Annotated in this window: 10 protein-coding genes; 8 read left to right on the forward strand and 2 right to left on the reverse strand. The window is 71.4% G+C overall.

Features of this window, described 5'->3' with window-relative positions; all coding sequences use genetic code 11:
• Positions 1–95 precede the first annotated feature (95 nt).
• Positions 96–797, reverse strand: coding sequence for a FadR/GntR family transcriptional regulator (locus ACWDGI_RS12135; protein WP_450757992.1), 702 nt, complete (start codon positions 795–797; stop codon positions 96–98).
• A 162-nt stretch (positions 798–959) separates the two neighbouring features.
• Here ACWDGI_RS12135 and ACWDGI_RS12140 point away from each other — a divergent pair, with 162 nt between their 5' ends.
• The 7 genes from ACWDGI_RS12140 to ACWDGI_RS12170 are packed head-to-tail and all read left to right on the forward strand — an operon-like array spanning position 960 to position 8,607.
• A complete protein-coding gene (locus ACWDGI_RS12140; RefSeq protein ID WP_450757994.1) occupies positions 960–2,030 on the forward strand; it encodes a sugar ABC transporter substrate-binding protein in 1,071 nt (356 codons plus the stop codon).
• Positions 2,027–3,559 (forward strand): sugar ABC transporter ATP-binding protein, encoded by a 1,533-nt coding sequence (locus ACWDGI_RS12145; protein ID WP_450757996.1) that lies wholly within the window; start codon positions 2,027–2,029, stop codon positions 3,557–3,559. Before ACWDGI_RS12140 ends, ACWDGI_RS12145 begins: the two co-directional genes overlap by 4 nt.
• Entirely contained in the window at positions 3,552–4,586 is a 1,035-nt protein-coding gene (locus ACWDGI_RS12150) for an ABC transporter permease (RefSeq protein ID WP_450757998.1), read from the forward strand. The genes ACWDGI_RS12145 and ACWDGI_RS12150 overlap by 8 nt, the downstream gene beginning before the upstream one ends.
• Before the next feature lie 41 nt (positions 4,587–4,627).
• A complete protein-coding gene (locus tag ACWDGI_RS12155; protein ID WP_450758000.1) occupies positions 4,628–6,001 on the forward strand; it encodes an L-fuconate dehydratase in 1,374 nt (457 codons plus the stop codon).
• Complete coding sequence (locus ACWDGI_RS12160) at positions 5,998–6,753, forward strand: SDR family NAD(P)-dependent oxidoreductase (protein WP_450758002.1); 756 nt, start codon at positions 5,998–6,000, stop codon at positions 6,751–6,753. The genes ACWDGI_RS12155 and ACWDGI_RS12160 overlap by 4 nt, the downstream gene beginning before the upstream one ends.
• Entirely contained in the window at positions 6,750–7,736 is a 987-nt protein-coding gene (locus ACWDGI_RS12165; protein ID WP_450758004.1) for an aldo/keto reductase, read from the forward strand. Before ACWDGI_RS12160 ends, ACWDGI_RS12165 begins: the two co-directional genes overlap by 4 nt.
• Positions 7,737–7,776: 40 nt before the next feature.
• On the forward strand, positions 7,777–8,607 hold the full coding sequence (locus ACWDGI_RS12170) for an amidohydrolase family protein (protein ID WP_450758006.1): 831 nt from the start codon (positions 7,777–7,779) through the stop codon (positions 8,605–8,607).
• 62 nt (positions 8,608–8,669) lie between these two features.
• Here the strand turns inward: ACWDGI_RS12170 and ACWDGI_RS12175 are convergent, their stop codons facing one another.
• Positions 8,670–10,091, reverse strand: coding sequence for a lipase maturation factor family protein (locus ACWDGI_RS12175; protein WP_450758008.1), 1,422 nt, complete (start codon positions 10,089–10,091; stop codon positions 8,670–8,672).
• Positions 10,092–10,256: 165 nt separating this feature from the next.
• Here ACWDGI_RS12175 and ACWDGI_RS12180 point away from each other — a divergent pair, with 165 nt between their 5' ends.
• Positions 10,257–12,347, forward strand: a complete 2,091-nt coding sequence (locus ACWDGI_RS12180) for a SpoIIE family protein phosphatase (protein WP_450758010.1) — start codon at positions 10,257–10,259, stop codon at positions 12,345–12,347.
• Positions 12,348–12,374 lie beyond the last annotated feature (27 nt).

Here is a 12,374-nt window from a genome sequence, read left to right on the forward strand (position 1 = left end):
ATTCTGGCAGCACGGGAGGCCGGTGAAACCCCTTTGTCCCTAAGTCCGTTGCGGACTCCCGTCCCAATGGGCCCGGCGGATCGGCGGATCCTGCCTCAGGCACCCAACTGCGCCCGCAGCCACTCCTCCACCTCGCCCACATGCGCCGCCGCAGCGGCCCGCGCCGCCTCCGGATCCCGGGCGACGAGGGCCCGGTGGATCGCGGCGTGCTCGCGGCGCGTCCTCGCGAACGCCCCCTCCTCCTGGAAGCCCCGCCACACCCGGGCCCGGAACGTCCGTGACGACAGTCCCTCCAGGATGGCCGCCATCGTGTCGTTCCCCGCCGCTCCCGCGATCACCCGGTGGAACGCGAGGTCGTGCGCGAGGATCTCCTCGGGGTCGTCCGTCGCGTTCATCGCCGTCAGGTGCTTCTCCACCTCGGCCAGCTGGTCGGCCGTGATCCGCGCGGCGGCCAGTGCCGTCGCCGTCGACTCCAGGACCCGCCGTACCTCCAGCAGCTCCACCAGCTGCGGTCCACGTGACAGATCGGCGACCACACCGAACGTCTCCAGCAGGTCACCCGCCTCCAGCTGGGTGACGTAGATGCCGGAGCCGTGCCGGGCCTCCAGGACGCCCAGAACCGTCAGCGCGCGGATCGCCTCACGCATCGAGCTGCGGGACATGCCCAGCTGTGCCGCGAGATCCCGTTCCGTCGGCAGCCGCTGGCCCGGCTCCAGGCGGCCCTCCCCGATCATCGCCTTGATCCGCTCGATGGCGCGCTGCGTCACCGTGCCCTTCTGCGGGGCTGTCTCGTCCACACCGCTCCTCCGTTCGCCGGTGCGCCGCAGTCTAACCAGCGATGTGGTCCGACCACTACGGCTCTTTTCGCGGAAAATCGCGTCCGCAGGGTGTTGACGGCGTCGAGTGGTCTGATAAGTATGCGGGCATCTGCTCGAACACGCTCGATGAGGAGCTGCCAGATGCCCGGCAGAACACTGAGGAAGTGGCACAGGTCCCGGATCATCGGCGCGACGGCCGTGGCCGTCGGCGCCTCGCTCGCACTCGCCGCGTGCGGCAGCACGAAGGACACCGGCAGCGGCAGCGCCGGAGGCGGCGGCACCGGCAAGGTCGGGGTGATCCTGCCCCTGCTGACCTCGCCGTTCTGGCAGTCGTACAACGACTACGTACCCAAGATGGCGACGTCGGAAGGCGTCGAGGCGCTGAAGACGGTCAACTCCAACAGTGACCCCTCGCAGCAGATCACCGACATCAACAACGAGCTGAACCAGGGCGTGAAGGGGCTGGTCGTCGCCCCGCTGGACAGCGCGGCCATCGAGGCGGGTCTCGACCAGGCCGAACGCAAGGGCGTACCGGTGGTCGCCGTGGACGTGGCGCCCGACAAGGGCAAGGTCGCCATGGTGGTGCGCGCCGACAACGTCGCCTACGGCACCAAGGCCTGCGACTACCTCGGCTCGCACGTCACCAGCGGCAAGGTCGTACAGATCATGGGCGACCTGGCCTCGGTGAACGGCCGGGACCGCTCCGAGGCGTTCCGGGACTGCGTGAAGAAGAAGTACCCGAAGCTCAAGGTGCTGGAGATCCCCGCCAAGTGGGAGTCCGACACCGCCGCGTCCAAGCTGGACACGCTCCTCAACGCCAACCCCGACATCAAGGGCATCTACATGCAGGCCGGCGGTGTCTACCTCGCGCCGACCCTGCAGACCCTGAAGTCAAAGGGCATGCTCAAGACGGCCGGACAGAGCGGGCACATAGTGATCGTCTCCAACGACGGCATCCCGCAGGAGTTCGACGCGATCCGCAAGGGCCAGATCGACGCCACCGTCTCCCAGCCCGCCGACGCCTACGCCAAGTACGGCATGTACTACATCAAGGCGGCGATGGAGGGGAAGACGTTCAAGCCCGGCCCGACCGACCACGACTCCACGATCGTCAAGCTGCCCAGCGGCATCCTGGAGGACCAGCTCCCCGCGCCCCTGGTCACCAAGGACAACGTGGACGACCCGAAGCTGTGGGGCAACACGGTCAAATGAGCACGCCACTTGTTGAGGCCCGGGACATCGTCAAGCGGTACGGCCCCACCGTCGCCCTCGCCGACGGCCGGCTCACCGTGCTGCCCGGCGAGTCCCACGCCCTCGTCGGCCGCAACGGCGCCGGCAAGTCCACCCTGGTCGGCGTCCTCACCGGCCTCCAGGCCCCGGACGGGGGCACGGTCCGCTTCGACGGCGAGCCCGCGCCCCCGCTCACCGACCGGGACGCCTGGCGGAGCAAGGTCGCCTGCGTCTACCAGAAGCCCACGGTCGTACCGGAGCTGACGGTCGCCGAGAACCTGTTCATCAACCGGCAGCCACTGCGCCGCGGTCTCATCAGCTGGCGGCGGCTGCGGAGCGAGGCGGCCGCCCTGCTCGACACCTGGGACGTCCATGTCGACCCCGAGGCCCGTACCTCCGACCTCAAGGTCGAGGACCGCCAAATGGTCGAGATCGCCAGGGCGTTGAGCTTCGGCGCCCGGTTCATCGTGCTCGACGAACCGACCGCCCAGCTCGACAACCGGGAGATCGAGCGGCTGTTCAGCCGGATGCGGGCGCTCCAGGACTCGGGCGTGACCTTCCTGTTCATCTCGCACCACCTCCAGGAGGTCTACGAGGTCTGCCAGACCGTCACCGTGCTCCGTGACGCCCGCTGGATCACCACCGCGCCCGTCGCCGAACTCCCGCGCCGGGCCCTGGTGGAGGCCATGGCGGGGGAGTCGATCGCCGAGCAGGACCACAGCCGTGACGCGGTGGCGGACGGATCCCCGGTCGTGCTGGACGCGCGGGGGCTGACCTCGCCGACGTACCGGGACATCGACCTCACCGTGCGCCGGGGCGAGGTCGTCGGGATCGCCGGATCCAGCGGCAGCGGCAAGATCGAGCTGGCGGAGTCCTTCGCCGGGCTGTACACGCCGACCGGGGGAGCCGCACAACTCGGCGGCGAGCGGCTGCCGTTCGGCGATGTGCAGGCCGCGCTGAAGGCCGGTGTCGGCTGTGTGCCGCGCGACCGGCACGGGCAGGGCCTGGTCTTCGGGATGAGTATCGGCGACAACGCCACCATGAGCGTCCTCGACCGGCTCGGCCGCTTCGGTTTCGTCGCAGGCGACCGCAAGCGACGCTTCGCCGACGAGCTGATCGAGCGCCTCGACATCCATGCCGAGGGCCCCGAGCAGCCCGTCTCCGACCTGTCCGGCGGCAACGCGCAGAAGGTCGTCATGGCCCGCGCCCTCGCCTCCGACCCCCGGCTGCTGGTGCTCATCAACCCGACCGCGGGCGTCGACGTGAAGTCCAAGGAGTCGTTGCTCGCCCGCATGGACAACGCCCGCGAGGACGGCACCGCCGTACTGGTCGTCTCCGACGAACTCGACGACCTGCGCCGCTGCGACCGGGTCCTCGTCCTCTTCCACGGCCGCGTCGTCGCCGAGCACCCGGCGGGCTGGCGTGACCATGAGCTGATCGCCTCCATAGAAGGAGTGGACTCCATGCCCGCAGGAGCTGGCTCCCCGGCCGAAGGAGCGGACCATGGCTGACACGAAGGCCCCGTCGGCCTCGACCGCCGGCCCCGTACGCGTCCCCGACGCCCGTGCCGCCAAGACCGTGCTGCTCCGCAGGGTCCGTGAACTCGCCCTCGTACCCGCGCTGCTGGTCCTCCTGATCCTCGGCGCGATCGTCAACGACTCGTTCCTCACCGAACGGAACCTGATCTCCATCCTGGGTGCCTCGGCGGCGCTGGCCATGGTGGTGCTCGCCGAGTCGCTGATCCTGATCACCGGCAAGATCGACCTGTCCCTGGAGTCGGTGGTCGGCATCGCCCCCGCCGTCGGCGCCCTGCTGGTGCTGCCCAGCGCGGAGTCCGGCTGGGGCACCGGGTGGCCGGCCGGGCTCGCGCTGCTCGCCGTCCTCGTCGTCGGCGGCGTCATCGGCGCCTTCAACGGCGTCCTGGTGGTGAAGTTCAAGCTCAACGCCTTCATCGTCACGCTCGCCATGCTGATCGTGCTGCGCGGGCTGCTCGTCGGCGCCACCAAGGGCAAGACGCTGTTCGGCATGCCCGACGCGTTCTTCTCCCTGGCCACCTCCACCTTCCTGCGGGTCCCGCTGTCGGTGTGGCTGGCCGCGGTCGCCTTCGGCGTGGCCGGGCTGATCCTCAGGTACCACCGGGTCGGCCGCGCCCTGTACGCCATCGGCGGCAACGCGGAGGCGGCCCGCGCGGCCGGGATCCGCGTCGACCGGGTGGTGCTGGGCGTCTCCGTCGTCGCGGGCGTCCTCGCCTCCGTCGGCGGGATCATGCAGACCGGTTACGTCGGCGCGATCAGCGCCAACCAGGGCAACAACATGATCTTCACGGTGATGGCGGCGGCGGTCATCGGCGGCATCAGCCTGGACGGCGGCAAGGGCACCATGTTCGGCGCCCTGACCGGCGTACTCCTGCTGGGTGTCGTACAGAACCTGCTCACCCTGGCACAGGTCCCCTCGTTCTGGATCCAGGCCATCTACGGCGGCATCATCCTCGTCGCTCTCATGATCGCCCGTGTCACCACGGGACGGGCGCAGGACTGAGCGGCCCGCGTCCCGAACTCCCCCTGACCGAAAGGCAATCCGTGTCCCCGAGCCCCGGCCCCTCCAGTCGCGTCACCGCGCTCGACACCTACGACATCCGCTTCCCCACCTCGCGCGAGCTCGACGGCTCCGACGCGATGAACCCGGACCCCGACTACTCGGCGGCCTATGTCGTGCTGCGCACCGACGCGGCCGACGGGCACGAGGGGCACGGGTTCACGTTCACCATCGGGCGGGGCAACGACGTCCAGGTCGCCGCGATCGACGCGCTGCGGAACCATGTGCTCGGCCGCCCGGTGGACGAGATCTGCGACGACCCCGGAACCCTCTACCAGGACCTGGTCGGCGACAGCCAGCTGCGCTGGCTCGGCCCCGAGAAGGGGGTGATGCACATGGCGATCGGCGCGGTGGTCAACGCGGTGTGGGACCTCGCCGCCCGCCGGGCCGGCAAGCCGCTGTGGCAGCTGCTCGCCGACGCCGAACCCGAGTGGATCGTCCGCCAGATCGACTTCCGCTACCTCACCGACGCCCTCACCCCCGAGGAGGCCCTCGGCATCCTCCGGCGCGCCCGCGCAGGCGCCGACGAGCGCCGGGCCCGGCTGCTGGAGGTCGGCTTCCCCGCCTACACCACCTCCGCGGGCTGGCTCGGCTACGACGACGAGAAGCTCACCCGGCTCGCCGCCCAGGCGGTCGCCGACGGCTTCCGGCAGATCAAGCTGAAGGTCGGCGCCGACCTGGAGGACGACATCCGGCGCTGCCGGGTGGCCCGCGCGGTCGTCGGCCCGGACATCCGGATGGCCATCGACGCCAACCAGCGCTGGAACGTCGACGAGGCGATCCGGTGGACCAAGGCGCTCTCCGAGTTCGACCCGTACTGGATCGAGGAGCCCACCAGCCCCGACGACATCCTCGGCCATGCCGCCGTCCGCCGGGCGGTGACCCCGGTCAAGGTCGCCACCGGCGAACACGTGCAGAACCGGATCGTCTTCAAGCAGCTGCTCCAGGCCGGCGCGCTCGACATCGTCCAGATCGACGCGGCCCGGGTCGCCGGCGTCAACGAGAACCTCGCCATCCTGTTGCTCGCCGCCAAGTTCGGCGTCCCCGTCTGCCCGCACGCGGGCGGTGTCGGACTGTGCGAACTCGTCCAGCACCTCTCGATGTTCGACTACCTCGCGGTCGCCGGCACCACCGACGACCGGGTCATCGAGTACGTCGACCATCTGCACGGGCACTTCCGCGACCCGGTGGTGATCCGGGAGGGTCACTACGCGGCACCCACCGCACCGGGCTTCTCGGCCGCCATGCGAGCGGAGTCCATCGCGGAGTACACCTATCCGGGCGGCACCTTCTGGGCCGCCGACGCACAGACGCAGACACGGACGCACGCACAGACGCGGAAGGGACAGGCGGCATGACCGACTTCGAGGGCCTGAAAGCACTGGTCACCGGCGGGGCCTCCGGAATCGGCCGGGCCACCGCCGAACTCCTCGCCGAGCGCGGCGCCCAGGTCGCCGTCCTCGACCTCGACCCGTCCGCCGTAGCGAAGCCGCTGCTCGGCTTCCGGGCCGACGTCACCGACGACGCCTCCGTGCGTAACGCCGTGGAGAGCGCGGTGGCAGCCCTCGGCGGCCTGGACGTGCTGGTCAACAACGCCGGAATCGGCGCCCAGGGCACGGTCGAGGACAACGACGACGACGAATGGCGCGGCGTCTTCGACGTCAACGTCCTCGGCATGGTCCGCACCGCCCGCGCCGCCCTGCCGCACCTGCGCCGCTCGGACCACGCGGCGATCGTCAACACCTGCTCCATCGCCGCCACCGCGGGCCTTCCGCAACGCGCCCTGTACAGCGCCACCAAGGGCGCCGTGTACTCCCTCACCCTCGCCATGGCCGCCGACCACCTCCGCGAGGGCGTCCGCGTCAACTGCGTCAACCCCGGTACGGCGGACACCCCGTGGATCGGCCGACTCCTCGACAGGGCACCCGATCCGGCCGCCGAACGGGTCGCCCTGGCGGCCCGCCAGCCCTCCGGTCGTCTGGTCTCCGCTGCCGAAGTCGCTGGCGCCATCGCCTACTTGGCGAGCCCGCTGTCCGGTGCCACCACCGGTACCTCCCTCGCGGTCGACGGCGGCATGCAGGGCCTCCGGCTGCGCCCGGCGGGCCAGTGAGCACCCTCGGCCGAAGCGGCGTCCGGGTCAGCGCCCTGGGCCTCGGCGCCGCCGTCATCGGCAACCTCTACACCGAAGTCTCCGACCGGCAGGCGCACGACACGGTCACCGCCGCCTGGCAGCAGGGCATCCGCTACTTCGACACCGCCCCGCACTACGGCCTCGGCCTCTCCGAACGGCGGCTCGGCGAGGCGCTGCGGGAGTACGACCGGGACGCCTACACCCTCTCCACCAAGGTGGGCCGCCGCCTGGAGCCGGGGCCCGGAGACGGCGACGACCTCGCCCACGGCTTCGCCGTGCCCGACAGCCACCGCAGGGTCTGGGACTTCACCGCCGACGGCATCCGCCGCACCCTGGAGTCGAGCCTGGAGCGGCTCGGCCTGGACCGGATCGACGTCGTCTATCTCCACGACCCCGACGACCACGTCGAACAGGCCTTCCGCGAGGGCTACCCGGCCCTGGAGAAGCTGCGCGCCGAGGGTGTCGTCGGTGCGATCGGCGCCGGCATGAACCAGACGGCCGTGCTCACCCGGTTCGTCCGCGACACCGACATCGACGTGGTGCTTTGCGCCGGCCGCTACACCCTCCTCGACCAGAGCGCCCTGGCCGATCTGCTCCCGGCCGCCGAGGCACGCGGTACGTCGGTGGTGATCGGCGGGGCCTTCAACTCCGGGCTGCTGGCCGACCCCAAGCCCGACGCCACCTACAACTACGCACAGGCCCCGCACGAGTTGCTGGCCCGCGCCCTGCGCCTCAAGGAACTCGCCGAACGGCACGGCAGCACGCTCCGCGCGGCCGCCCTCGCCTTCTGTGCCGCACACCCGGCCGTGGCGAGCGTGCTGGTCGGCGCCCGCTCGGCGGCGGAGATCGAGGACGGGGCACGGCAGTTCGCCACCCCGGTCCCCGCCGCCTTCTGGCAGGAACTGCGCGACAGCGGACTCGTGCGCGCGGACACCCCGCTCCCGACGGAGGAGCCGTCATGAGAGTCGCCCCGCACACTCTGCCCACCGTAGGGGAGCTGCCGTGACCGTCGACGCCCACCACCACGTCTGGGACCTCTCGGTACGGGACCAGGACTGGATCACCGGCCCCGAACTCCAGCCGCTCAGACGGAACTTCACCGTCGAGGACCTCGAACCCGAGGCGCGGGCGGCCGGTGTCACCCGCACCGTCCTCGTCCAGACGGTCACCGTCCCGGAGGAGACCCCCGAGTTCCTGGCCCTCGCCGACACCCACGACCTGGTCGCCGGTGTCGTCGGCTGGACCGACCTGACCGCCCCGGCGATCGCCGACGAACTCGCCCGCCTCAGCGAACTCCCCGGCGGTGCCTACCTGAAGGGCATCCGCCACCAGGTCCAGGGCGAACCGGACCCGGAGTGGCTGCTGCGGCCGGACGTCCACCGGGGTCTGGCCGCGATCGCCGACGCGGGCCTCGTCTACGACCTGGTCGTACAGGCCCACCAGCTGCCGGCCGCGGTCAAGGCGGCCGACTCCCACCCCCAGCTGACCTTCGTACTCGACCATCTGGGCAAACCACCGATCGCCTCCGGAGACCTCGACCCCTGGGCCACCGCGGTACGCGCGCTCGCCGCCCTGCCCAACACCGTCTGCAAACTGTCCGGCATGGTCACGGAGGCCGACCCCGCCTCCTGGACGGTCGACGACCTCCGCCCGTACGCCGAGACCGTCCTGGACGCCTTCGGCCCGGACCGCCTGATGTTCGGCTCGGACTGGCCGGTGTGTGTCCTGGCCGGGACGTACGCCGAAGTCTTCGACGCGGCGGAGCAGTTGATCGGCCCCGCCGAACGTACCCGTGTCTTCGAGACCACCGCCACCCGCGTCTACGGCCTCTGACCCCGTCCCCGTCCCCGTCCCCGTCACCCGCGTCCACGGCCTCGTGGCCCCGTCCCCGCCGTCTACGGCCTCCGCGCCGCCCCCGCCAGCCGCGTCGGCGGCATGAACTCCCGCACATACGTCCGCTCCCAGCACGCGCCCGTCTCCCGCAGCTCCCGCCAACTGGTGTAGCGGTAGCGGAAGAGGCGGGCGCGGACGAAGTGCGGGGGGCGGTCGGGCGGGAAGGGGGAGCGGCGCAGCAGCCGCAGCGTGTCGCGGTCGTTCTCCAGGAGGCGCTCCACCAGGCCGCCGAACCAGTCGCCGGCGTACGCGGGGGAGAGGGCGGCGAACCACATCAGCCAGTCCAGGCGGAGATGGTAGGGCGCGAACTGGCGCGGCCAGTACCGCGGATCGCCCGGCTTGCCCTTGAACTCGTACTCCCGCCAGTCCGAGTCCTCGTGCGCCGCCTCGTCCAGCGTGCCCTCGACCACCACCTCGTACCGCACCCGGCTGACGCTGCCGAACGCGCCGTAGGTGTTGACCAGGTGGAGCGGGTCGAAGGAACGGTTCATGACCTGGCGACGCGAGACCATGTTCACCACCGGGCGGTAGCTCAGGAAGAGCAGCAGCGCGGCCACGGCGAGGACGACGATCTCGTACCAGAGCGGGGCCGGTGGCACGGCGGTGTGGCCCGTGGGGAGCCGGAGCGCCGAGAAGGCCAGCACGATGGTGATCCAGTTCAGCCAGGAGAAGTTGCCGGAGACCACCAGCCACAGCTGGGTGAGGACCATCAGCGAGGCGGCCGCCGTGGCGATCGGCTGCGGGGTGAACAGCAGGACGGGGACCACGAGCTGGGTGAAATGGTTCGCGGCCACCTCCGCCCGGTGCACCGGTTTCGGCAGGTGGTGGAAGAACCAGCTCAGCGGACCCGGCATCGGCTGGGTCTCGTGGTGGTAGTAGAGGCAGGTCAGTTTGCGCCAGCAGGCGTCCCCGCGCATCTTGATCAGGCCCGCGCCGAACTCCACCCGGAACAGGATCCAGCGCAGCAGGAACAGGACGACGACCGGCGGGGCCACCTCGTCGTTGCCGAGGAGGACGGCGAGGAAACCCACCTCCAGGAGGAGCGACTCCCAGCCGAACGCGTACCAGGTCTGGCCGACGTTGACGATCGAGAGATACAGGGCCCAGGGGATCAGCCACAGCACCATCGCGGCCCACAGCGGGAGCCGCGAGTCCAGCCCGGCCAGCAGCGCCGCCGAGACCGCGCAGCCCGCCCAGGCGCAGGCAGCGAAGAAGCGGTCCGAGTAGTGCAGGTGGAAGAGGCTCGGCGCCCGCCGGAAGGCGACCCGGTCGACGAACCTCGGGATCGGCAGCATCCCGCGCTCGCCCAGCAGGGCCCGGAACTGGAGCGCCGCCACCAGGAACGCCACGAGATACACACCGGCCAGCGCCCGCTGGAAGACCAGCCGGCTCAGCCAGTACCCGGGTGCGGTGAACCAGTCCACGGCCGTGCGCCCCTGCCTCTCAGCGGTCTGCGGTCTGCGGCCCCGGTGACGGGAAAGGGCCCGTCACCCTGTGTACCGCGTCGGCCCGGTCACGTAACCCGAGCGGGTGAAGTGGTCAATATTGGATAAATTGCCCGGCCGGGGTTCCCCTGGCAAGGTGGCCCCATGGCTGATCGGGGAGCGAGCGCTCCGTCTCTCCCGGACGACTGGCCCGCCCACCCGGACCACCCGATCCTGGCGCTCAACCGCCTGGGCACCTTCGACTGGGACCTGGACGCCGGTCTGTTCCACATGGACGCCCAGGCGTACGAGGTGTTCGACCTGACCCCCGAGGAGTACGACGGTCACCCCGAGAGCCTCGCCGTCCGGGTACCCCTGACGGAGGGCATCCGGCTGGACGCGGTGGTGTCCCAGGCCATCAAGGACGGCAGCGAGAACTACGGGGCGTACTTCCGCATCCGCCGGCGCGACGGCACCCCCCGCTGGACCCACACCCAGGGCTACATCCGGCGTGACGAGACCGGCCGCCCGCGCCGGGTCGTCGGCGTGGTCCGGGACGCCACCCAGGAGCTGGAGGACAGCGAGGTGCGCAGCCTGCGGGCCGCCAAGGACCAGGCACTGCGCCAGCAGACCGGCGTCGTCCAGGTGGTCACCGCGGCCCTCGCGCACGCCCGCAGCGTCCAGGACGTCATCGACGCCCTCAAGGACACCAAGGGCATCCCCAACCTGGGCGCGACCAGCCTGGTGATGGGACTGGTCGAGGCCGGCCGGATCCGGCTGGTCGCCGAGGGGCCGGCGGGCAGCTTCGTGCCCGGCACCCGGATCACCCGGATAGACGAGCCCTACCCGATGGGCGAGGTGGTGCGGACTCTCAGCCCGCGGTTCATCGAGTCACCGGAGGAGTTCGCCGAGGGCTACCCGATACTGTGGCCGCACATCACCGACCTGCACATCACCTCGGCCGCCTATCTCCCCCTCATCGCCCAGGCCCGTCCGATCGGTGCCATGGGCCTGCTCTACAACGACCGGCTCGGCTTCTCCGCCGAGGAACGCGCCGTCCTGGTCGCCCTCGGCAGCAGCATCGCGCAGAGCCTGCAACGGGCCATGCTCTACGAGCAGGAGAAGGACCTCGCCCAGAGCCTCCAGCAGGCGATGCTGCCGCGCACCATCCCCAGCGTGCGCGGCGCCGACATCGCCGTCCGCTACCGCTCCGCGTCCGCCGGGGGCGCCCTCGGCCCGGACATCGGCGGCGACTGGTACGACCTGATCCCGCTGCCCGGCGGCCGGGTCGGCGCGGTCATCGGGGACGTCCAGGGGCACGACACGCACGCGGCGGCCGTCATGGGCCAGCTGCGGATCGTCCTGCGCGCCTACGCCGCCGAGGGCCATGCCCCGGCCGCCGTGATGGCCCGCGCCTCGGTCTTCCTGGACGAACTCGACACCGACCGCTTCGCCACCTGCCTGTACGCCGAGGCCGACCTGTCCACCGGCGTCGTCCAGGTGGTCCGCGCCGGGCACATCGACCCGCTGATCCGCGGTGCCGACGGCAGCTGCCGCCGGGCCCCCGTGGAGGGCGGGCTGCCGCTCGGCCTGTCCGCCGAGTTCAAGAGCCTCGAATACCCGGTGTCCACCCTGGAACTCGACGCCGGCGAGACGCTGCTGCTGTGCACCGACGGGCTGGTCGAGCAGCCGGGCACCGACCTGGGCGACGGGATGCGGTCGCTCATCCGGCAGGTCACCGAGGGGCCGGAGGACGTGCGCAGGCTCGCCGACCGGCTGATCGCGGTCGCCGAGGACCGGGGCGGCGACGACGACGTGGCCCTGCTCCTGCTGCGCCGCCGCGGCCCGGACACCGCGCAGGCCGTCGGCCGCCTCCAGCAGCACGTGGCCTCCGGCGACCCCGAGGCGCTCACCCTGGCCCGGCACATGATCCGGGCCGCCGTCCGGGCCTGGGGCGCCGGGGACCGCGCCGACGAGATCGAGCTGGTCGCCGACGAACTGATCACCAACGCGCTGATGCACACCGAGGGCTCCGCCATCGTCACCCTCAGGGTCCTGGGCGGCGGCGACCGCCGGCTCCGCGTCGAGGTCGAGGACTCCTCCAGCGCCCTGCCACGCCGGCGCGAGGCGGGCGAGGACGGGGTGTCCGGGCGGGGCCTGCTGCTGGTCGACGAGATCACCGACGTGTGGGGCGTGGAGGCGCGCGGTGGCGGCAAGGCGGTCTGGTGCGAGTTCCGGATGCCGGAGCCCGCCTGACCCACCGGGCCACGGGTGGCACCCTGG

Source organism: Streptomyces sp. NPDC001220 (assembly GCF_053597895.1).

What these genes read in the sequence shown, in the direction of transcription:
- ACWDGI_RS12150 (WP_450757998.1), top strand. Translation starts at nt 3,552, where the DNA reads ATGGCTGACACGAAGGCCCCGTCGGCCTCGACCGCCGGCCCCGTACGC.
- ACWDGI_RS12140 (WP_450757994.1), top strand. Translation starts at nt 960, where the DNA reads ATGCCCGGCAGAACACTGAGGAAGTGGCACAGGTCCCGGATCATCGGC.
- ACWDGI_RS12180 (WP_450758010.1), top strand. Translation starts at nt 10,257, where the DNA reads ATGGCTGATCGGGGAGCGAGCGCTCCGTCTCTCCCGGACGACTGGCCC.
- ACWDGI_RS12160 (WP_450758002.1), top strand. Translation starts at nt 5,998, where the DNA reads ATGACCGACTTCGAGGGCCTGAAAGCACTGGTCACCGGCGGGGCCTCC.
- ACWDGI_RS12145 (WP_450757996.1), top strand. Translation starts at nt 2,027, where the DNA reads ATGAGCACGCCACTTGTTGAGGCCCGGGACATCGTCAAGCGGTACGGC.